Source organism: Ruegeria sp. D7 (assembly GCF_056534355.1).
Window position 1 is genome coordinate 70,912 of sequence record NZ_JBQFPG010000009.1, and the last position, 21,282, is coordinate 92,193.

The window sequence follows — 21,282 nt, forward strand, 5'->3', positions numbered from 1 at the left end:
CATTAGATCGCCCACATGTACACAATCGCTGCCCTCTATCATTTCACGCGTTTTCCCGACCCCGATGCGCTACGCCCGGCTTTGCACGAGCTTTGCCGCGCGCAGTCGGTGAAAGGCACCTTGCTGCTGGCGCAAGAAGGGATCAATGGCACCATCGCCGGACCCCGCGCAGGTATCGATGCGGTTCTGGCGCATATCCGTGCGTTGCCAGGATGCAGTGATCTTGAGTGGAAAGAGGCGACCTCGGACAATCCGCCCTTCGGCAAGATGAAGGTGCGGTTGAAGAAAGAGATCGTGACGATGGGCCAGCCCGATGTCGATCCCCGCGCAAATGTCGGGAATTACGTCGAGCCTGAGGACTGGAACGCGCTGATCCGATCAGATGATGTGGTGTTGATCGACACCCGCAACGATTACGAGGTGGCGATTGGCACATTCGAGGGTGCAATAGACCCTAATACAGCCAGTTTTCGCGATTTCCCGGCGTGGTGGGAACAGAACAAGGAGCGCTTTCACAACAAACGCGTTGCCATGTTCTGCACCGGTGGCATCCGGTGCGAAAAATCCACCAACTACCTGCTGGGGCAAGGGGTCGAGGATGTCTATCACCTGAAAGGTGGCATCCTGCGGTATCTGGAAGAAACGCCACCCGAAGACAGCACTTGGCAGGGTGAGTGTTTTGTCTTCGACAACCGCGTTTCAGTTGGTCACGGGCTGGTCGAAGGCCCACACAAGCTGTGCCATGGTTGCCGTCGCCCGATCCTGCCCGAAGATGTGAAACGCCCTGAATACGAGCATGGCGTATCCTGCCATCGGTGTATCAATGAGACTTCAGAACAGGACAAGTCGCGGTTTCGCGAGCGGCAAAAGCAGATACAGCTGGCCCGCGCGCGGGGCGAGGAACATCTGGGCTCTGACTGAAATCAGCTTGCAGGCCGCGTTTGAAATCGGATGATTGTGCGCAAGCCCAACCGACGGAGCGCTCATGACCCACGAACCCAGAACCCTGGAAGAATGGAAATCAACTTTGCTGGCGGCGCTTGGGCTGGTCTTGGCAAGCTTTCTTGCGTGGTACGGTCTGTCGCGCCTGAACGAAGCTACTGCAGGCGACACCATTGGCACGCTTTCCTCGGTAGGCCTTCTAATCTGGATCGCCTCGCAGTCTTGGTACTACATGACCCAGGTGAAATCCCCCCGGAGGTTGTTGTTCCTGATGGGGGTGTCCTTCATTCAGGTCGTGCCATTCCTGTTCGCAGCCGTCTACGGCGCGTTTGGATATAACGATCATTGTGTGATCGGCGCTGAAGGGCCAGCCGATATTCTGTATTTCTCATACGTCACCTTCACAACGGTCGGATATGGGGACATGTCCCCAACTGGCTTTTGCCGTGGGCTGGCTGTGGCCGAGGCTGTGACGGGTTACATCCTGTTGGGCATGTTTGTGGCCGCCGCCGTCGCGCTATACGCGCGCAACCACGGCAAATAGAGCGATCTATTTATTATGATCGATCCAGCGCGACATCATTTGTTTGTCGCGGAAACATTCGGACGGGATCGGGCGGCGCTTGCTACGCGAGATACGTTCGGCAAAAGCAACCTGCTTACCTGTTGGGTAGTTTGCAAAGGGCGACGGATCATGCGGCTTATGGGCTGAAATCCAGTCCGACAGGGATTTGCGGTCACGCTGCGCCTCGACCGGAATCTCAAGCGCTGATTGTTGCGCGATGGCGCGGGCAAAGCGCATCTGCCGATCTGTAACTGGCAGCAGGTGATAGTCGTTTGTCGGGCCGCTCAGGGCGGAATTTCGCATGTTCTGGGCCATCGGGTAATCCTCTGACTGTGCAGAACATAAATAGAACATTAACCTTTCGTTTCAAGGGAAGACCCTTTGTATTAGGCGAGATCCTGCCAATTTGCGACTTGATTGACTGATCAGTCAATAATCGATAGTTCGATCCTCAACGTACGCGATCTCTTTGCCTAAAGAGATTTCTGAACACAAAGGGAACCGGCATGAAGTTTCAACCCAAGGCCAGCCACTTCATCAATGGCGAGTATGTCGAGGACACCAATGGCGCGCCCATCGACGTTATCTACCCCGCCACCGGAGAGGTCATCGCACGGCTGCATTCCGCCACGCCTGAGATTGTTGAAAAGGCTCTAAACAGTGCAAAATCGGCCCAAGCGGCCTGGGCTGCCCTATCGGGCACCGAGCGAGGCCGTGTGCTGCGACGCGCGGCCGACATCATGCGGGATCGCAATCGTGACTTATCGATTATCGAAACCCATGATACCGGCAAACCTCTGCAGGAAACGCTGGTGGCCGACGCTACCAGCGGCGCGGATGCGCTGGAGTATTTTGGCGGTCTGGCGGCCTCGCTGACCGGCGAACATATCCCTCTGGCAGACGGGGATTTTGTCTATACCGTCCGCGAGGCGCTGGGCGTTTGTGTGGGCATTGGGGCATGGAACTACCCGACGCAGATCGCTTGCTGGAAGGGTGCCCCGGCGTTGGCGTGCGGAAACACAATGATCTTCAAGCCTTCCGAGACTACTCCGCTGTCGGCATTGCAAGTAGCCGAGATTTTGATCGAGGCAGGTGCACCCAAAGGCGTCTATAACGTTGTTCAGGGCTACGGTGATGTAGGCGCCAGCCTGGTGACCGACCCCCGAGTGGCCAAGGTCTCGCTAACAGGGTCGGTTCCAACGGGTCGCAAGGTGTACGCTGCTGCCGCCGATGGCATGAAACATGTCACCATGGAATTGGGTGGCAAGTCCCCGATGATCGTGTTCGACGACGCCGACATCGAAAATGCCGTGTCAGGCGCCATTCTGGGAAATTTCTATTCCTCGGGACAGGTCTGTTCCAACGGCACTCGAGTTTTTGTGCAAAAGGGAATCAAGGAAGCGTTCCTTAAGCGCCTGTCTGAACGCCTTGCTACGGCGAAAATCGGCGACCCGATGGATGAAGAGGTCAACTTTGGCCCGATGGTCAGCGAAAACCAGATGAATATCGCGCTTGGCTATGTCGAAAAGGGTAAGGCTGAAGGCGCGCGGCTGATCTATGGCGGCGAACGGGTCCAAGGCGATGGTTTCTACATGCAGCCCACGGTTTTTGCCGATGTTAAGGACGATATGACAATCGCGCGCGAAGAGATTTTCGGCCCGGTGATGTCGGTGCTGGACTTCGACACCGAAGAAGAGGTTTTGGCCCGTGCCAATGACACTGAATTCGGTCTGGCCGCCGGCGTCTTCACCAACGACCTAACCCGCGCCCACCGCATCGTGGCAGGTTTTGAGGCGGGGACTTGTTACATCAACACTTATAACCTGGCCCCGGTTGAGGCACCGTTCGGCGGATCTAAGATGTCGGGCGTCGGTCGCGAGAACTCGAAACTGGCAATCAACCACTTCAGCGAGATGAAGACAGTCTACGTCTCGATGAATGATGTGGAGGCCCCATACTGAATAAATCCGGTTGAATAGTCTCTGTTCTTGATGGTTCACGTCGGGGGCAGAGCACATGCCGGCTCGTACATATGACTAAATTCCTCAAGACGCCTCCTCCGCAAACCGGAGATCAGCCTGTGAAAACACACGCCCAAGCTTATGTGATCGGTGCAGTTTGATCCTTTATCAACTGGCCAAGTTTGGTTGGATTGACGTGGCGATGCTGGAAAGGGCGAGCTAACTTGGGGCCAACCCCAGACCATGTCCCCGGCACAATACGCAATGCCAATTGTAGCGGCTGTTTTGGCGGTGCATGTTCACATCTGGGCTGAACAAATCTCTGGGGCGGGTCTGCAGGATCCCGATGTGGCAACCGTAATGCCCTGGAATACGGTTTCAGAAAGTCTGAGTCACTCGGCCTGGATTACCAAGGGCAGATGTGGTGATCGTAATTTCAGATAGAGTTGTCCAAGAACCAGCACACTTGAACGCGTGCGGTGGTCCTGAATGATCATTGAGCCAGCTGTAGATCTTCGACACGTTCACTGAGTTTACCGCCACTGTCCCATGGGCATCATGGATTAACGCATAGGAAGTCCAAATGAATTCAATACCTTTGTTAGAGGCTGATTTTGGCGTCTATCAGCCTACAGGCCAAATCAGTTACACCTGTCCCTGCAAGAACAGACTTCCAAGGTTCAGTTCGGGTCAATTGTGCGCACTGTCTCAAGCATTTCAATGATCTGCGCGCGTGCGATGGTGCTGTCCTGTATTAGCATTGCGGCGTCCGACAACGGCTTGTCCGGCTGCCGCGCAACGGGCTTGATCAGGGACGTTCGGATGCGGGACAAATCGGTGAAGGTGTTTGACCTCTCTTCATCCGCACCGCCGGAGCCCGCCAACCAGTTGTATCGATCGGCCATCTCGTGCTTCCCGCCTGCCTGCAATGCGCGCGCGGCGGCATCGAAATCCTGTGTTTGCATCATGGCCTGGGCGCGCAACTCTTGCGCTGTGTCCGAGGAATCGTCCGCGATTTCCAGCAGCGCCTGACGGGGACGGTTGCCCAACAGAGCCGCCTTTGCCCGAAGCCGAGCACGATCACGGCTGCGTTCCCGATCTTGCGGTCGGTTTGCCAGCGCGTAAGCCTGCGCTGAAAACCCAAGGTCAGCCAATCGCTCTGCCATGGACACGGCAGTTTCGACCGCCAGCGCGTTGCGTCGCTTGTCCTTCAATTCCATCACATGGCGCAGGAAAGTAATGTCGTCCGCCCGCTCCGCCAGCAATTGGAATACCTGATCTCGTGTCCTCTGCCATTCGTCGGAATCCGAGACATCCTCAAAACTGGCAAGAGCTCCGGTAAAATCCTGCGACAAAGCCATCGCCAAAGCGTGTGCACGCGCCAACATCGGGCCAAGATCGGACTTCCGAAGCTCGCGCGCATAACTTGCAGCTAAATCGAGGTCGCGGGGCGAGACCGTACCCCGGTCCGACCACCGCTTTTCGATCAACCGCGCAAGTGCCAACGGCGCATCGGTCGCGGCATCGGGCGCCGATATGACCTCGGTCAACAGCGTTTCTGCGGTATCGGTATCCCCTGCAGCATCCGCGATTTTGGCTTGGGCAAAGGTTACATCAGCGGGTTCGTCCTCTAAGACCCGTTCGACCGCACGCAAGATCCGGCGCGATACTTCAAGTCGGCCTGCCGAGACAAACATCTCGGCGATATCCGGGCCGAGATGTTGCCTGAGATGCCACGGCAGCCGACCAAAACTGCGTTCGATCGCCTTCACATGCGCATCGGATTGAAGTTTACCCTTACTCAAAAGCGCCCAGAGTGCGGCGGCACCATCACATCTTTGCTGTCCTTCCAAAGGGTTCGGCGTCGGCGCAGGCAACCCGTCCATCACTGATGCGATGGCCGCTACTCTGCGCTGCTCAACCGAGGTCTCCGACAACAAAGACAGGGCTTGGTGCGCTTCTACACCGAACCCGAAATACGTATAGAGCTTCGCCAAATCCATTGCATGCGCCTGGTCGACACGATCGAATTCCTGAAATAGCCCGACCCGCAATTCGGCCACATCCTCGGAAAATGATCGAGCGCCCGACCATGTCCCAAAACCCAGTTCGCTGTCCGTGATACATTCCGGTTTGCTATCAATCTGAGGAACTGCCAGATTGCCTAGCCCCGAAACCTCATCGAGCACCGAAGACAGTCGCAGATTTGGTACCAGCTTTTCCGAAGATCGCAGCGACCCAAAACTGGACGATTCCCTGCTTCCGACACCTGCCAGTTCAAGATCAACAACCTCTCGATCAGCGCTTTGCAATATACGTGATGCCAACTGCTCCTCAAAATTTCGTTGATTTAATTGCAGCAAAGGCAAGGCCAGTTCGGTGGCTGGAATATCAGTAGGTAAGGGTTTTGGGGCCGGGATACTTGCAGTCCTGGGAAGCGCCTCTGGCTCTACCGGGTCATTTGCAGGTGTACCCTGGTCGGGTGCGATATCTATGACCACCATAGTTTGGCGATGCAGAAATGCCGTTGCCACGCAGTCGCACCCAAATGTCATCTCCAACGCTGCACCTGGCCCGGCCTGTTGAAGCGATTGCAGACGGTTCCCCGACAGGCGGTCGAAGACAGCTGCAGTGTTGAATGTCGCATTATCGATGCCAATGCTCAGCCGCGCGCCGTTCTCGACCGGATCCAACATCCAACCGGTGCCAGAGGGGACCTGTACCACCAGTCGCGTGTATCCCTCATGCTCGCCCGATCGCACGGTCAAAGCCTGTGCTGACGCGCTTGTGCCCCATGCGAGCAAGACCAAAGACAATGCGCGGATCATGCTGCAGCCTGCTTGAGTTCCTTAAGCGCGTCTTCAAGTTCCGAGAAACCGGGCCGGTTGTGGGTCGGTGTGTTCTGGCGGCCGACCTCTATACACATGGCCGCGTTGTGGTTGTGAAGATTAGCCACCAGAACCTCTTTGATGAGTTGGTAAAAGTGGTTGTCTTCTTCAACAACAGATTTCAGCTTGCCCGCGAAAGGACCCACCAATCCATAAGCCAGAAAAACCCCCAGAAACGTCCCAACCAACGCGCCGCCGATCAGCTTACCCAGAACTTCCGGTGGTTGGTCGATTGATCCCATCGTCTTGATCACACCCAGAACGGCGGCCACGATCCCCAAGGCGGGCAACCCGTCAGCAACGGTTTGCAGCGCGTGGCTTGAATGCATGGCATGGTGGAAGTTCGCCTCCATCCGCTTTTCCAGCACCTCCTCAACCTGGTGCGGGTCGTCATAGTTCATCGCCGCCGAGCGCATGGTGTCACAGATCAGGTCCACCGCTTCTTTGTCGGCTTGAATCTTGGGATATGCGGAAAATAGCGATGAGCTTCCTGGCTCTTCAATGTGCTGCTCTACCTCGACCGGGTTCGCGCGTGCGATCCGGATCAGAGAGAATAACAAGCACAACAGATCGCGATAATCCTCGGGCTTCCATTTGGGTCCTTTAAAAACTTTCGCGATATCCTTGGCAGTGTGTTTTACGCCGCCGATATCATTGCTGATCAGAAATGCGCCGACTGCGGCCCCTCCGATCATCATCATCTCGAAGGGCAGTGATTTCATAATGATGGCCATCTTGCCGCCTGCGGCAAGGTAGCCGCCGAATACCATGACAAAGATGACGGCAATTCCGATGAGCCCGATCATGAAAGGTCTCCAGCGTTGAGGGTGCAGATAGATATGGCCATGAGGGTCATTCCTGTGGGGCACGTGCATTGCGCCCGGCCATGATCACGCTGATGGTGTAAGCAGCCTCGGGGCTGAGACCGGCCATAACTTCAGCGGCAGCTTCAGGTGGCATGCGAGACAGGAAGCCAGCGGCGAATACCGCGTCCATCGTTTCGAACAACGCGGCGGCATCTTTGGGCTTCATGCTCTGATACACGTCAGTCAGTTGTGTCAGATCGTTTTCGGCGGCCTTTTCGGCAATCGCCACCGTTTCACGCAGAGCGTTCTCGGCGTCCTCCAGCATGGTGAGCCGGGTTTCGATGGCCTGATCGGCAATGTCGAGCGCCCGTTCCCGGTCCAAAATCGTGCTTTCACGCTGGTTTAGAGTCTTTTCACGGCGCAATAGTTCCGTAAGCAGCAATTGTAGATCTGCCGCATTCGCCTCTTTGCGTTCACCACCGACGGGCGAGGCCATGTTTGGTTCCGCGCCGCGGGCAAGTGCAGGCCCGGCCTCAAGCCCGATGCGAATAATCGCAGAGCCGACCATCAGCAAGGAAATGACGGTCAGAACACCGCCGCGCGCTCGGCGATCAGGCGCTTTTGCCCGGTTGCGACTCATTTCGCTGCTCCGTCAGATGGTGCGGCGTGCCGAAAGAACATCAGGCCTTCTGGTTTCTTTGCGGGCGGCTCTGGTGGTGCTTCCGATGGCTCAGTCGAGACCTCAGTTGGTTCACCAGACGGATCGGATACAGTTTCTTTTGCTTCGCCGGGCTGCTCAGACCTGCCCTCAGCAGGTGCGTCATCTGGCTGATCCATGGGAACTTCCGGCTCAGAGGGCTCTTCCTGAACGACGTCGTGCATCGAGGCCATCATAAGCTCCAACCGTTGTGCGACGGTTTCCGCCCGTTCGGTCAGCGTCTGCATCGCGGTGCCGGAATCATCCGAAGCCTGACGCGCGCTATCCAGCGATTTTCGCAACTCTTCTGCTTGCGAGGACAGCACGGAAACGGCGCCACCCACACCCTTCTCAAGATCGGTAAACCGCTTCAGGCGTCGCGACAGAACGAAACAATACAGACCAGCCCCAAGAGCGCCCGCAACCAGAAGAATATCGGCAATCAACTCCACCATCGCCTCCTAATTCAGTACAAATTCCATGACCAGAACGTCACGCACGCGGCCTTCGCCCACGACGATCCCAATGCGTCGTAGCAGGTGTCCGCGGATCCTCATCAAAGCCAGAGAATCTTCCAGATCGGTTAACTCAAGGGCGCGCAAATAGCTGTTCAGAACGTCCATGATTCGCGGCTGCATCTTTTCAACCTCGGCGGCGTAGCCCGCGTTCACTTCAAGCTGCGCGTGAAATTTCAAATGTCGCGAATCATCTGACTTGACCGAGATGATCACCGGCGGAAGATCGACAAATTTCACATCGGGAAGTGCCTTTACGGAAGCGTCTTCGCCTTTCTTTTTGGCCTCTTTCACCATCTCGGACCCACCTATGGGAAGCAGGCCGGATGCAGTTATGAAATAGCCACCAACACCGCCCGCGATAGCCAGAATCAGTCCAAGCAGAAGGCCCTTTTTCCCTGATTTTTTAGGGGCTTCCGCCTCATCTGCAGTTGCGTCGGTCATGCGGTCCTCATGAATCTGTTCGGCAACCGTCATAACCCCTCAGGGACTAACCGATTGTTAAGGGCAATCGTCCAAACAAGGGCAGAGCCGCACAGAATGTCGGTGAGTCGGAGGTAAGCGTGCAGCAGATCGGAACTGTCTGGGCAAGTTTGGACAGGCGCAAACAAATTATCGTGGCCGGTGCCGTGGCACTGGTGTTTCTGGGTGTGCTTGCGATGTCACGGATTGTGACAGCGCCGTCGATGACGCTGCTTTATGCGGGGCTCGAAAGCGGTGCAGCCGGGGATATCGTGCGGGCGCTGGACCAGCGTGGTGTGAACTATGAAATAAGGGGTGGCTCGATCTACGTCCCCGGCGTTCAGCGGGATGAGTTGCGGATGACTTTGGCTAGCGAGGGCCTGCCTGCGAACGGCAATCGCGGTTACGAACTGCTGGATTCGCTCAGCGGCTTTGGCACTACGTCGCAGATGTTTGATGCCGCCTATTGGCGCGCAAAAGAAGGAGAGCTGGCGCGCACGATTGTGGGCAGCCCGCATGTCAGCAAGGCCCGGGTGCACATCGCCAACAGCTCCTCCAACCCGTTTCAGCGCAGCATAGCGCCAACCGCTTCGGTTTATCTGGTCCCGTCGGGTGCACCGATTAACGGAGATCAGGCAAAGGCGATCCGGTTTTTAGTGGCGTCGGCGGTTAGCGGGCTGGCACCGGAAAACGTCACTGTGATTGATTCGAACGGGGCTGTGATTGGCGCGCAGGACACGGCGGTGGCAGCCGATACTGCAGATGATAAGGCGCGCCAATTGCGTGAGAAAGTTCTACGTCTGGTCGAAGCCCGGGTCGGGGCCGGCAACGCGGTGGTTGAGGTCAGCGTAGATACGGTGACCGAAACCGAGTCTATACGGGAACGTCGCTTTGACCCCAAAGGCCGTGTTGCGATCAGCACAGATGTTGAAGAACGGTCGGACAGTGCGCGTAATCAGTCAGCGGATGTGACAGTGGCGTCGAATCTGCCGGATGGCGACGGGGCAGGAGGCGATGAATCCAATTCGAATGCCACTCAGACCCGCGAACGGGTGAATTATGAGGTGTCAGAGACCGAGTTGGAAGTTCATCGCGCGCCAGGTGCGATCAAACGTCTGACTGTCGCGGTGCTGGTCAATGGTGTTCGAGCGGCAGGCACAGATGGCGTCGAGATTTTTGAACCCATGCCGCAGCCCGAGCTTGATGCACTGCAAGAGCTTGTGGCTTCTGCGGTCGGGTTTGATGCTGAACGCGGCGACGTCATCACACTGAAATCGCTCGACTTGCCCATGGTTGAACCCCAGGGCGAGTTGGTGTCCGGGTCGATCTGGCAGAACATGCATATCGACGCTATGTCGCTAATCCAGATGGTGGTTTTGGCGCTGGTTTCCCTTGTTTTGGGTCTGTTTGTCATACGGCCAATTCTGACGAAATCTGCGGCATCGGCGCTGCTGCCAGCAGGTGCACCGGTCGAGGTCGCCCCAGCGCCTTCCCTGACCGGGGAAATTGCGACCGCAGATGCGCCGGACTTTGCACCGCTCGCGGATGCGGCGCAGCCGAATGTTCCGGCGATTGCCGCTGCGCGAGGGGAAGATCCTGTCGACCGTTTGCGCGCCATGATCGGCGACAAGCAGGAAGAGACGGTAGAGATCCTGCGCAGCTGGCTCGAAGAAGGCGAGGAGAAGGTGTGATGTCGATCGCTCATCTTCTTGAAGACTTCACCGCCCCTGCGGCTGGGGTGGCCGTACATCTACTGGATGAAGACGCACTGGAAGAACAGCGGCTTGCTGCATTTGAACAAGGCTATGGGGCGGGCTGGGAAGATGCGGTTCAGGCGCAGGAACAGACTGGCACACAGCTAAGCTCCGATCTGTCGGCGACGTTATCCGACCTGTCCTTTACCTATCAAGAAGCATTGACCCGCATGACCCTGTCGCTGGAACCGATGTTCCAAAGCCTGGTTCAGACTATTCTGCCTGAGACGATCGAGCATGGCTTTGCGAAGCGATTGACCGAGCAGCTTTGCGACATGGCGCGTGAGCAGGTCGACCAGCCACTGCAGCTGACTGTTCCGGCGGGTACTTCGGATCAGGTCGAGGCGATGCTGCCGCAGGATATCTCGCCGCGTCCCCAGGTTATCGAGGATGTCTCGCTCCAGCCGGGACAGGCGCGATTGCAGGTGGGGATCGCCCAACGCGAGGTGGACTGCGCTGCCTTGCTCTCATCCATTGCTGCAGCGTTCGACGCATATCTGTTTGAAGCAAAAGAGGCTTTGTCAAATGAGTGATCCTCAACCACCGAAACCCGAAAAACCCAACCCGTTCGAGACTGTTCCGATCGAAGTCACCGTCTCGGTCGGGCGTGCGCGGCCTTTGATCCGTGACCTGTTGAGCATGGGCGAAAATGCCGTACTGACACTGGACAAGCGGATCGAGGATCCGGTTGACCTCTATGTCGGGGACCAATTGGTCGCGCGCGGTTTGTTGGAAGAGATGGAGGGCGATCAGTCCGGGCAACTGGCTGTACGGCTGACCGAAATCTCGGATCTGCAGAACGGGATCGGATGATGCGCCACCTTTTTTGGCTGGCATTTTTGCTGGTCATACCCTCCGGTGGCGCGGCGCAAGAACTGTCGCTGTCCCTGGGCGAAGGCGGGTCGATCTCGGCCCGGACCATACAGTTGATTTTGCTGATCACGGTGCTCAGCCTGGCACCGGGACTGGCGATCATGATCACCTGTTTCCCGTTTTTGATCACGGTTTTGGCGATCCTGCGGCAAGGAATCGGCTTGCAGCAGTCACCGCCAAATATGTTGATCGTCAGTCTGGCGCTGTTTCTGACCTATTTCGTCATGGAGCCGGTTTTTACCGAGGCGTGGGAGACCGGGATTCAGCCGATGGTCGAGGAAACGCTTGACCTAGAGCCTGCGCTGGAACGCGCGCTGGTGCCGTTTCGCAGTTTTATGGCAGCGCGTATTGATGCCGACACGTTTCAGGCCATGGCAGACCTGCGCCCGGATGGTGCTGCGATTCAACTATCGCCCGAGGCCCCGTTATCCGTGCTGATGCCGTCTTTCATGTTGTCGGAAATCGCGCGGGCCTTTCAGATCGGGTTCCTGATTTTCCTGCCTTTCCTGATTATCGATCTCGTTGTCGCAGCGGTTTTGATGTCGATGGGAATGATGATGGTGCCTCCGGCTACGGTCTCGCTGCCGTTCAAATTGGCGTTTTTCGTCATCGCTGATGGCTGGGCCTTGATCGCCAGCGCCTTGGTGCGCAGCTATGCGCCATGACTATTGCCGTGTGATCTGTAGTCGCGCGCGCAGACCCTGATCTCCGGCCTCGAAACTCAGCGTTCCGCCATGTTGTTCGGCAACGGTGCTGACAATTGTCAGGCCCAATCCGAACCCGTCCGAAGATCCGATGTTTGATCCGCGCTGGAACGGTGCCAACAGCGCCTCGATATCCGCGACCGATAGGTCGGTGCCCTTGTCTTCGACGATGATCGTGGCGGTCTGAGCATCAGTTTCCAGTTCAACCTCGGCGTGACGACCGTATTTCAGCGCATTGTCGATCAGATTGGACAACGCTCGTTTCAATGCGATCGGTTGACCCGTCACCAGGATGCGCCGCGTTTCCGGCAGCGACGCATGCCCACGGCGTGACATGAAAACAGACGACGCGCTTTCGACGACAACGGGATCAACGGCTTTCAACGACACAGGCCGGTCCATATCCTGATAATCGGCCACAAGCGACTCAACCAGCGAGGTCAGCGATATCTGGCGCGGTTCCTCGACGCTGAGTTCCGATCGCGTGTAAGTAAGCACGCTTTCGATCATGCCGGTCATCTGGTCCACATCGGCCTCGAGCTTTTCGCGCAACTCTCCATCGGGAATCAGCGCCGCACGCAGCCGGACGCGGGTTGCAGGTGTCCCCAGATCGTGGCTGACACCCGACAGTACAATGGCGCGTTTCTCAAGCTGCGCACGTTCGGCATCGAGGTGATCATTCACCGCAGTCACGATATCGCGCAGCTCTTCGGGCCCGTCCGCGTCATAGCTTTGCGGCCCGCCGCGACGTCGGCGGTCGCCTAGTGCCTGAGCAAAGCGTGCGAAACTGTCAGAAACATTCCCGACCGAGGTCAGAAGCACCGCCAAGGACACAATGCCCAGTAATATCGCGGGCAAACGCAGATCAACCGGCGCAGCCTTACAGCCCCAGATTTCGGTGCCGTCGACTTGCTGCCAAACTCCGCGCCCGAATTGCGCGATCAGGATAGGTTCGCTGCAATATGTGGCCAACAGACGGGTCAGGTTCCCCATCTTCTCGGGGCCGGTCTGATCGCTGCCGGAGACGATGTCTGAAACCGGATAGACCAGTCGATCCGATAACACCGCAAGCGTCAATTCGCGGCCACTCAAGGGAGCTGAACTGTCGGTCAGGATCGACAGATTGGTGACAAAGCGGCGATCCGCAAAGCCGGGCATTTGCTGGAACGCTCCCCTGTCAGCAAGAGCGGCTGCCTCGGTTGGCAATGGGTTGATCAACAGGCCGGGTGGCGGCGCCATCCCCGCTCGCAAATCTTCGTATATGGTGAAACCAGCAACAAATGCTGCGGTCTGGTACCGGTTCCACGCCTGTGCCGAGGTGAACCACATCCCGGCAGCGACCAGCCCCGCGACAAAGGCGGACAGGGTCCAGAGCCAGCCAAAACTGCGCAGGCGCAGGGTCATGCGTCCTCATCCACCATAACGTCAGCGGTAAACAGATAGCCAACACCGCGCTCGGTGCGCAGCATCTGGGGGTCTTTTGGATTGGCCTCGATTTTCGACCGCAACCGCCCCACCAGCATATCTATGGCACGGCCTTGCGCCTCGGGCTTGTCGGCCTCACCGGTTACATCCAGTGCGGCGGCGATCTCATCACGGGTCAGCGGAATATGCGGGTTCGCCAGCAAAACCTTCAGCAGGGCGGTCTCCCGTTGGGACAGGGAAACCAGATAGCCTTCGGGCGAATGCACCTCGTCCCGTTTGCCGTCAAAGACCCAGCCGTCAAAGTGAAAGGTGCGCGTGCGGCGGCGGTATGCCAGCGAAGGCGTGCGTCGGGCGCGTTGCATCACCGCACGGACGCGGGCCAGCAACAGTTGCGGGTTGAATGGTTTGGCGATGTAATCGTCTGCTCCAACCTCATATCCTGCCATGCGCTGATGATCCGCCGACAGGGCCGAGACCAGAATGATCGGTACATCCTGTTCGGCCCGCAACCGGGCACAGATCTCGACGCCGTTTTCATCGCCCAGCATCACGTCCAACAGGATCAGGTCGATCCGCCCCGACGTTAGATGCGTGCGTATTTCACTTTCGGAACTGGCAGGCAGAGCAATATACCCGTTCTGCTGAAAGAACTGGGTCATCATCGACCGCATCTCCGAATCGTCGTCCACCACCAGGAGCCGGGGAATGCCCACTCTGTTTCTCCTCCTCAGGGTTCTCCGTCGCCGCCAATTGTAACGAATGGAAACGGATTCAAGGCCAACGTAACACGGGGTAACAAAAGCGGTGAAAATTTCCACCTTGTCAGGATATTGCATCGCATTCTGCGTTGCCATGCGGCAATCCGTTAGCGCTATATCACCTATGGCCGCCCTTGGGGTGGCACCGAATTCTCAGGGAGGAGAACAAAAAATGAAGCGTTTTGCATTTGCCACCGTGTCGACCTTGGCCGTAGTGGCCGGGTCGGCTGTTGTGGCTGAACCAAAGGCCGAAGTTCTGCACTGGTGGACATCCGGTGGTGAGGCGAAATCGGTCGCGGTTCTGCAGGAAGAGTTCGCCTCGAACGGCGGCACATGGACCGATATGCCGGTCGCAGGTGGCGGCGGCGATGCGGCCATGACTGCGTTGCGGGCCCGGGTTCTTGCGGGTAACGCGCCGACTGCTGTTCAGCTGAAAGGACCTGCCATTCAGGAATGGTATGAAGAGGGCGTTTTGGCAGACATTTCATCCGTGGCAGAAGCCGAAGGCTGGGCCGATGTGCTGCCAGCATCGATTGCAGGCCACATGATGTGCGAAGGTACGTGGTGCGCAGCACCTGTGAACGTGCACCGCATCGACTGGATTTGGGCCAATGCTGACGTTCTGGCCGCCAACGACATTGAAATGCCCACAACATGGGAAGAGTTCAACGCCGCTGCCGAAAAACTGCAGGCTGCCGGAGTGATCCCTTTGGCCCATGGTGGCCAGGCATGGCAAGACGCCACAGTGTTCGAAGCGGTTGCGCTGGGTCTGGGTGGCCCCGAGTTCTACCAGAAAGCCTTTGTCGATCTCGACCCCGAGGCGCTGACCTCGGACACCATGGTGCAGGTCTTTGACCAGATGCGCAGCCTGCGCGGTTATGTGGACGAAAACTTCTCAGGCCGCGATTGGAACCTTGCCACCGCTATGGTTATGAATGGCGAAGCAGCCTTCCAAATCATGGGTGACTGGGCCAAGGGCGAATTCCTGGCGGCTGGCAAGAAGCCCGGCGAAGACTTCCTGTGTGCCTCGACCCCCGGCGACGGATATCTGTACAACGTCGACAGCTTCGCCATGTTCGAAGTGGAAGGTGACGACAACCGCGCTGGTCAGGAATTGCTGGCCAAGCTGATCGTCGCGCCGAAATTCCAGGAAGTGTTCAACCTGAACAAGGGCTCGATCCCTGCGCGGACTGATGTGGCGCTGGATGCGTTCGACATCTGCGCGCAAATCTCGGCCGAAGATATGGGTTCGACCTCGGCAGGCGGTTCGCTGCTGCCGTCTTACGCCCATGGTATGGCGCTGCGCGGGTCGCAGGCCGGTGCGATTACGGATGTTGTGACCGCACATTTCAACTCGGATATGTCCTCGGCTGACGCGGTTCAGCAACTGGCGGACGCGGTAGCAAACAGCTACTGATCCAATACGCTCTGCCCCCTATAGTGAGGGGCAGAGCATCTTTCCCCGGAGGCTAAAATGTCCGAATGGCTGGAAAACCACCTGCCCAAGGTGGTGCTGGCACCGTCGTTCATCGCCGTATTGATCTTTGTCTACGGATTTATCGGATGGACCGCATGGGTGTCGCTAACCCGATCGAAACTACTGCCGAAATACGAGATCAAAGGCTTCATTCAGTATGAACGCCTGTTCGACTCTCCCCGCTGGGATACGGCGATCAACAACCTGTATATCTTTGGCGCGCTGTTCATCGTGATCGCGATGGTACTGGGCCTGTTGCTGGCCATCCTGCTGGATCAGAAGATCCGCGTCGAAGGCGCGATCCGGACGATCTACTTGTACCCGATGGCGCTGTCGATGATCGTGACAGGTACGGCGTGGAAGTGGATTTTGAACCCGGGCCTGGGCATCGAATCCATGGTGCGGGGCTGGGGCTTTCCGAATTTCGAATTCGACTGGCTGGTGAACCCCGACTACGCGATCTACACTATCGTGATCGCCGCGATCTGGCAGAGTTCCGGCTTCGTCATGGCGTTGTTTTTGGCCGGTTTGCGTTCGGTCGATGGCGAGATCATCAAGGCCGCACAGGTCGATGGCATCCCCACGTGGCGCATTTATACGGCGATCATCATCCCTTCGATGGCACCGATCTTCCTGTCTGCTTTCATCGTGCTGGCGCACCTCGCAATCAAAAGCTTCGACCTTGTCATCGCCCTGACTGGTGGCGGTCCGGGCTACGCAACCGATCTGCCCGCTACTTACATGTACGCCATGGCCTTTTCGCGCGGCGATATTGGTCAAGCAGCCTCGTCCGCGATGATCATGATGCTGGTCGTCTTTGCCATCGTGGTTCCCTATCTTTACTCAGAGCTGAGGGCGAAAAATGACTGATCTGTCGATGCCCCAAACACAAACCCGCACCCAAAGCGCTACGGGCAAGATTGCCCTGCGTTGGTTGCTTTATGTCCTGCTTGGCCTGTTTGCACTGTATTATCTGATGCCGCTCTTCGTGATGTTGACGACATCATTGAAAAGCCTTGAGGAAATCCGCACCGGCAGCCTGATTTCGCTGCCGCGAGAGGTCAGCTTTGACGCTTGGAAAACCGCATGGTCCGGCGCTTGTACCGGTATCCAGTGTGAAGGTTTGCGACCCTATTTCTGGAACTCGGTTCTGATCGCGGTGCCTGCGGTATTTTTGTCGACCCTGTTGGGTGCGCTGAACGGCTATGTCGTGGCGCAATGGCGGTTCAAAGGGGCCAATATCATCTTCTCGCTGATGCTGTTCGGTTGCTTCATCCCGTTCCAAGTTGTTCTGCTGCCAATGGCACGTCTGCTGGGTATGATGGGGATTGCCGGAACCATTCCGGGCCTGATCTTTGTCCATGTGATCTACGGGCTGGGCTTCACCACGCTGTTCTTCCGCAACTACTATGTCACCATTCCGGCCGAGCTGACCAAAGCGGCGCGGGTTGATGGGGCTGGGTTCATGCGGATTTTCTGGTCGATCTTTCTGCCGCTGTCGCTGCCCATCATCGTGGTGACTGTGATCTGGCAGTTCACGCAGATCTGGAACGACTTCCTGTTTGGCGTGTCGTTCAGCCAGGCGGGGACACAGCCCGTGACTGTTGCGCTCAACAACATCGTAAACTCCACCACCGGCGTCAAAGAATACAACGTCGACATGGCTGCCGCGATCATCGCGGGGCTGCCGACGCTGCTCGTCTATGTCGTTGCCGGTAAGTATTTCATCCGCGGCCTGACCGCTGGCTCTGTGAAGGGATAAGACCCATGGCTCCCATCCTTGATATCAACAAACTCTACAAGAATTACGGCGCGACCGAGATTCTGAAAGACATCAACATCTCGATTGAACCGGGCGACTTCCTGGTGCTTGTCGGCCCCTCGGGCTGCGGTAAGTCTACGCTGCTGAACTGCATTGCGGGACTGGAAGAGATCACCGGTGGCACATTGTCCATCGGCGGCAACGACATGACCCATGTCAGCCCCAAGGATCGCGACATCGCGATGGTGTTCCAGTCTTACGCTTTGTACCCGACCATGTCGGTGGCCAAGAACATCACCTTCGGCATGAAAGTGCGCGGGGTCGATCAGGCCACGCAGGAAGCCAAGCTGAAAGACGTCGCCTCCTTGCTGCAGATCGAGCCATTGCTGAACCGCCGCCCCAGCCAACTGTCGGGTGGTCAGCGTCAGCGGGTCGCGATGGGCCGGGCGTTGGTGCGCGACCCCAAGCTGTTCCTGTTCGATGAACCGCTGTCGAACCTTGACGCCAAGCTGCGGGTCGAGATGCGGACCGAGATCAAGAAGCTGCACCAGACACTGGACGCATCCATAGTTTATGTTACCCACGACCAGATCGAAGCGATGACGCTGGCCACCAAGATCGTAGTCCTGAAAGGCGGGGTCGTGCAGCAGATCGGTACTCCGGCCGAGATCTACAACAACCCGGCCAACCTGTTTGTGGCGGATTTCATGGGCTCACCTGCGATGAACCTGATCCCGGCACAGGCATCGAACAATGGCTCGGGGACGCAAATCTCGATCGCGCGCGAATCCGGTGAAACGCTGGTTCTGAACGATGCACGCGACTTGTCTCTGCCGCAGGATGTCATCCTTGGTCTACGCCCTGAAGATATCGCCGAGGCGGGGTTCCGCGCTGGCGCAGGCGTGCAGGAAGCCGCCTGCATGGTCGATATGGTCGAACCCGCAGGGGCAGATACCTATGTTGTGTCGGAATTGGGTGGCAAGCAGGTCACGGCGCGGCTGCATGCTGAAACCAGCGCGCAGGCAGGTCAATTGCTGAACCTGGCGTTCGACATGAGCAAGGTGTCCTACTTTGCCAAGGAAACGGGTGAACGGCTGAATTAAGTTGCCGTTGGCCCGCACCAACCCGGGGTGGGCCATACCAATCACAGTCGGTTTTGGCCGGTAAATTTGAAATATGCTATCTTGGGACGTAGCGAAGGGAGGCGCGCTATGTCCGATCCGTATTCCGATCTGGCCGGGCAGGATATCTCGGTCCAAGAGCGTATCGCCGAAGCTATGGAAGCGCGGTGTCTGGAGCCGGCGCAGAAAGATATCAGGGATAGCTATCTAAGTGATCTGATTGTCCCTGAGGGCGGGTTCGCGGTTGAGCTGGGTTCAGGCACCGGGCACATCACGCAAGAGCTGCTGTCAGTTGGCGGGGTGGAGCGCGCGCTCGGCATTGAGCCCTCACCGGTTATGGTCGAACGTGCGAGAAACAGCTTCGCCAGCGAGAGCAATCTTGTTTTTGAAACCGGCGATGCAAAGGCAACCAGGCTTGAAGATAGCTCAGCAGACCTTGTTCTGGCGCATACACTGTTGTGCCATGTACCCGGCCCCGAAGATGTGGTTTCCGAGGCCTTTCGGATACTGAAACCGGGCGGGATATTTGCGATTTGCGATGGGGACTACGATACCGCCACAGCGCAGATTGCCGATTTTGATCCTCTGGATCAACTCATTCGGTTCATGATCAATCAGAACGTCACAAACCTCTGGATCATGCGCCAGATTGGCGGTGCACTCTCTCAAGCAGGTTTTGAGTTGGGCCGTCGCCGGGGACACGGTTATGTGGCCGAAGGAGAGGCGACTTACTTTCTGACCGTTATCGACCGTGGTGCGGATCGAATGGCCGAGACCGGGTTGTTGGCGCCTGAAACGGCACAGGCGCTGAAATCCGAGGCCCGGGCGCGTGTGTCTGCAAGCACGTTTTTTGGCTACATGTCTTATGTCAGCCAGATCGCGCGCAAGCCTGCAACCTGAACAAAAAAGCCACCGCGCGAACGGGTCGAGCGGTGGCCGGCGTAGGATAATACCTCTGATCAGCCAGTCTTTTTCAGATCCTTGATCAGGCGATTCAGGTCGCCGCCGCGCGCATCCAGCATTGCGCCAATCTCTGTGCGCTCGGTCAGCAACAAATTCACACCTTCGATGAACATGTTGTAGAACTTTCCACGACCCGATTTGTCGGACACCAGGAATGTCACTTCGAACGGGGATGAGCCGCGCAATTTGACCGAGGTTCTGACCTCGTATCCGGTCTTGATCTTGCGCGCGTTACGCACGGTGACCTCACCGCCGATGAACTCGCGGAACCGGCGACCATATTTGCGCGAAATATAGCCTTCGAACGCTTTGGTGAACTGACGCAGCTGTGCGGATGAGGCTGTGCGTGCATCCGCCCCCAGCGCATAGCGGGCCATGATCGGCACATCACCGTATTGCACAAAGATCTTTTGAAAATCACGCAGCATGGCATTTTCGGATTTACCCGAGTCAATGATACGCGTGATATCGGCCACAACGCTGTTGACCAGCTGTTTGGCCTGCGCTTCGGTCAGCGCGAACGCGGGCAGAGGCAATGCGGCAACTGTCATCCCGGTCAGGGCGGTGGCCACAAAACGGCGTCGGTTCAACAGGTTATTCGGCATAGGGGTCCTCGTACGGGTCAAGATAGGGGTCTCTGACAGGGTCGGTCCCGGTGGTGGCGTAGGGATCGTCATACAGACCCAGATAGGCGTCTTCATCATCCCTTGCCAGTTCAAAGCGGCGATTTTGCAGGTAGATCGTGCGCGCTTGCGCGTAACTGTCTGCACTTTCGTACAGAATCGAATCAACTGTATCCGAGAACCGACCGCGATCTCCCATCCGCCGCACGACCTCGGCATAGACACCAATATTGTCGACCGGGCGGGTCGGGCTAAAGTTGATCGGATTCGAGAACAGGTTGACCACAACGCCGACCGCATCGCGCGCGGTGGACGGGCCGTAGAAGGGCAGTTCCACATAAGCACCTTCGCCCACGCCCCAGACATGCAGGGTTTCGCCGAAATCAGTATCAACAGGCGGCAGGTTCAGCTCATCCGCCGGGGCTGACAGGCCAAAGCCGCCCACGGTCGAGTTGATCAGAAAGCGCAGCAGCGCATTGCCGGACTGTTTCAGATTGCCTTGCAGCAGATAGTCCAGCGCCTGCCCGGGCATCGTCAGGTTTTCGGCAAAGTGATTGAAACTGGTAACCATCGGATCTGGTACGATCTTCACATAGCCTTTCGAGGCCGGTCGGAACAGGAATCGGTCCACACCCAGATTGAACTTGTGAATGCCCCGGTTGGTCCCTTCATAGGGGTCAAAAATCTCACCCCGCGCCGCTGCGTCCTGAGGCTGCGTCGCGCATGCCGATAGGACCGTCAGGATGCCGAATATGATCAGGTGCTTCAGACGAATGTAACTTGGCACTGTCTTCGTTACTCCGAAAATTGCCCAGCGGTATCCGGGCCTTCAATCAATACAGCCTTTGCACCCTTGGTGGCGCAATTGGTCTCACATAGAGGTTTCGCGCAGGATTTGAAACAACAACTCGCGTTTACCTCAGCCGATGGGGCGACGTAAAGTGACACGAATTCAACACTTCCTGAATAAGAGAAGACCTGCCCAG

At 57.3% G+C, this 21,282-nt stretch carries 22 protein-coding genes; 12 read left to right on the top strand and 10 right to left on the bottom strand.

Annotated features, from left to right (window positions below):
- Positions 1 to 15 precede the first annotated feature (15 nt).
- Together trhO and ACRZ9U_RS13720 are read left to right on the top strand one after the other, a co-directional pair.
- On the top strand, positions 16 to 921 hold the full coding sequence (gene trhO, locus ACRZ9U_RS13715; RefSeq protein ID WP_170408551.1) for an oxygen-dependent tRNA uridine(34) hydroxylase TrhO: 906 nt from the start codon (positions 16 to 18) through the stop codon (positions 919 to 921).
- 64 nt (positions 922 to 985) lie between these two features.
- Entirely contained in the window at positions 986 to 1,486 is a 501-nt protein-coding gene (locus tag ACRZ9U_RS13720) for a potassium channel family protein (RefSeq protein ID WP_170394876.1), read from the top strand.
- Positions 1,487 to 1,492: 6 nt separating this feature from the next.
- Here the strand turns inward: ACRZ9U_RS13720 and ACRZ9U_RS13725 are convergent, their stop codons facing one another.
- Positions 1,493 to 1,822: a hypothetical protein gene (locus ACRZ9U_RS13725; protein ID WP_170394874.1), complete on the bottom strand. Its 330-nt coding sequence runs from the start codon at positions 1,820 to 1,822 to the stop codon at positions 1,493 to 1,495.
- Between the two features lie 191 nt (positions 1,823 to 2,013).
- On the opposite strand from ACRZ9U_RS13725, the gene betB reads away from it, so the two are divergent.
- Positions 2,014 to 3,468 (top strand): betaine-aldehyde dehydrogenase, encoded by a 1,455-nt coding sequence (betB, locus tag ACRZ9U_RS13730; protein WP_170408550.1) that lies wholly within the window; start codon positions 2,014 to 2,016, stop codon positions 3,466 to 3,468.
- Positions 3,469 to 4,148: 680 nt separating this feature from the next.
- Here betB and ACRZ9U_RS13735 read toward each other — a convergent pair.
- Genes ACRZ9U_RS13735 through ACRZ9U_RS13755 form a run of 5 tightly spaced genes read right to left on the bottom strand, consistent with a single transcriptional unit; the run spans position 4,149 to position 8,818 of the window.
- Positions 4,149 to 6,296 (bottom strand): hypothetical protein, encoded by a 2,148-nt coding sequence (locus ACRZ9U_RS13735; RefSeq protein ID WP_170408549.1) that lies wholly within the window; start codon positions 6,294 to 6,296, stop codon positions 4,149 to 4,151.
- The gene (gene motA, locus ACRZ9U_RS13740) at positions 6,293 to 7,162 is read right to left on the bottom strand and encodes a flagellar motor stator protein MotA (protein ID WP_170408548.1); all 870 of its coding nucleotides are present in this window, start codon (positions 7,160 to 7,162) and stop codon (positions 6,293 to 6,295) included. The genes ACRZ9U_RS13735 and motA overlap by 4 nt, the downstream gene beginning before the upstream one ends.
- Positions 7,163 to 7,208: 46 nt before the next feature.
- Positions 7,209 to 7,802 carry a MotE family protein gene (locus tag ACRZ9U_RS13745; RefSeq protein WP_170408547.1) on the bottom strand — a complete coding sequence of 198 codons (594 nt, stop codon included), beginning with the start codon at positions 7,800 to 7,802 and terminating at the stop codon, positions 7,209 to 7,211.
- Complete coding sequence (locus ACRZ9U_RS13750) at positions 7,799 to 8,311, bottom strand: hypothetical protein (protein WP_170408546.1); 513 nt, start codon at positions 8,309 to 8,311, stop codon at positions 7,799 to 7,801. The genes ACRZ9U_RS13745 and ACRZ9U_RS13750 overlap by 4 nt, the downstream gene beginning before the upstream one ends.
- Before the next feature lie 9 nt (positions 8,312 to 8,320).
- The gene (locus ACRZ9U_RS13755; protein ID WP_170408545.1) at positions 8,321 to 8,818 is read right to left on the bottom strand and encodes a flagellar basal body-associated FliL family protein; all 498 of its coding nucleotides are present in this window, start codon (positions 8,816 to 8,818) and stop codon (positions 8,321 to 8,323) included.
- A 119-nt stretch (positions 8,819 to 8,937) separates the two neighbouring features.
- Here ACRZ9U_RS13755 and fliF point away from each other — a divergent pair, with 119 nt between their 5' ends.
- Genes fliF through fliP form a run of 4 tightly spaced genes read left to right on the top strand, consistent with a single transcriptional unit; the run spans position 8,938 to position 12,128 of the window.
- On the top strand, positions 8,938 to 10,527 hold the full coding sequence (gene fliF, locus ACRZ9U_RS13760) for a flagellar basal-body MS-ring/collar protein FliF (protein WP_170408544.1): 1,590 nt from the start codon (positions 8,938 to 8,940) through the stop codon (positions 10,525 to 10,527).
- Positions 10,527 to 11,123: an ABC transporter ATP-binding protein gene (locus ACRZ9U_RS13765; protein WP_170408543.1), complete on the top strand. Its 597-nt coding sequence runs from the start codon at positions 10,527 to 10,529 to the stop codon at positions 11,121 to 11,123. The genes fliF and ACRZ9U_RS13765 overlap by 1 nt, the downstream gene beginning before the upstream one ends.
- Positions 11,116 to 11,403 carry a FliM/FliN family flagellar motor switch protein gene (locus ACRZ9U_RS13770; RefSeq protein ID WP_170394848.1) on the top strand — a complete coding sequence of 96 codons (288 nt, stop codon included), beginning with the start codon at positions 11,116 to 11,118 and terminating at the stop codon, positions 11,401 to 11,403. Before ACRZ9U_RS13765 ends, ACRZ9U_RS13770 begins: the two co-directional genes overlap by 8 nt.
- Complete coding sequence (fliP, locus tag ACRZ9U_RS13775; protein WP_170408542.1) at positions 11,400 to 12,128, top strand: flagellar type III secretion system pore protein FliP; 729 nt, start codon at positions 11,400 to 11,402, stop codon at positions 12,126 to 12,128. The genes ACRZ9U_RS13770 and fliP overlap by 4 nt, the downstream gene beginning before the upstream one ends.
- On the opposite strand, the gene ACRZ9U_RS13780 is transcribed toward fliP, so the two are convergent.
- Positions 12,129 to 13,571 (bottom strand): sensor histidine kinase, encoded by a 1,443-nt coding sequence (locus ACRZ9U_RS13780; protein WP_170408541.1) that lies wholly within the window; start codon positions 13,569 to 13,571, stop codon positions 12,129 to 12,131. It abuts the gene before it with no gap.
- Complete coding sequence (locus tag ACRZ9U_RS13785; RefSeq protein ID WP_170408540.1) at positions 13,568 to 14,305, bottom strand: response regulator transcription factor; 738 nt, start codon at positions 14,303 to 14,305, stop codon at positions 13,568 to 13,570. The genes ACRZ9U_RS13780 and ACRZ9U_RS13785 overlap by 4 nt, the downstream gene beginning before the upstream one ends.
- A 217-nt stretch (positions 14,306 to 14,522) precedes the next feature.
- On the opposite strand from ACRZ9U_RS13785, the gene ACRZ9U_RS13790 reads away from it, so the two are divergent.
- The 5 genes from ACRZ9U_RS13790 to ACRZ9U_RS13810 all read left to right on the top strand — a co-directional run bounded on the left by ACRZ9U_RS13790 (position 14,523) and on the right by ACRZ9U_RS13810 (position 19,610).
- Positions 14,523 to 15,767: an ABC transporter substrate-binding protein gene (locus tag ACRZ9U_RS13790; protein WP_170408539.1), complete on the top strand. Its 1,245-nt coding sequence runs from the start codon at positions 14,523 to 14,525 to the stop codon at positions 15,765 to 15,767.
- Between the two features lie 57 nt (positions 15,768 to 15,824).
- Entirely contained in the window at positions 15,825 to 16,697 is an 873-nt protein-coding gene (locus tag ACRZ9U_RS13795) for a carbohydrate ABC transporter permease (protein WP_170408538.1), read from the top strand.
- Entirely contained in the window at positions 16,690 to 17,589 is a 900-nt protein-coding gene (locus tag ACRZ9U_RS13800; protein WP_170408537.1) for a carbohydrate ABC transporter permease, read from the top strand. The genes ACRZ9U_RS13795 and ACRZ9U_RS13800 overlap by 8 nt, the downstream gene beginning before the upstream one ends.
- A gap of 5 nt (positions 17,590 to 17,594) precedes the next feature.
- Entirely contained in the window at positions 17,595 to 18,692 is a 1,098-nt protein-coding gene (locus ACRZ9U_RS13805; protein WP_170408536.1) for an ABC transporter ATP-binding protein, read from the top strand.
- Between the two features lie 108 nt (positions 18,693 to 18,800).
- On the top strand, positions 18,801 to 19,610 hold the full coding sequence (locus tag ACRZ9U_RS13810; RefSeq protein ID WP_170408535.1) for a methyltransferase domain-containing protein: 810 nt from the start codon (positions 18,801 to 18,803) through the stop codon (positions 19,608 to 19,610).
- Positions 19,611 to 19,669: 59 nt separating this feature from the next.
- On the opposite strand, the gene ACRZ9U_RS13815 is transcribed toward ACRZ9U_RS13810, so the two are convergent.
- Both ACRZ9U_RS13815 and ACRZ9U_RS13820 read right to left on the bottom strand, forming a co-directional pair.
- On the bottom strand, positions 19,670 to 20,278 hold the full coding sequence (locus tag ACRZ9U_RS13815) for an MlaC/ttg2D family ABC transporter substrate-binding protein (RefSeq protein WP_170408534.1): 609 nt from the start codon (positions 20,276 to 20,278) through the stop codon (positions 19,670 to 19,672).
- Positions 20,268 to 21,083 carry an MlaA family lipoprotein gene (locus ACRZ9U_RS13820; protein ID WP_170408533.1) on the bottom strand — a complete coding sequence of 272 codons (816 nt, stop codon included), beginning with the start codon at positions 21,081 to 21,083 and terminating at the stop codon, positions 20,268 to 20,270. The genes ACRZ9U_RS13815 and ACRZ9U_RS13820 overlap by 11 nt, the downstream gene beginning before the upstream one ends.
- Positions 21,084 to 21,282: the final 199 nt, after the last annotated feature.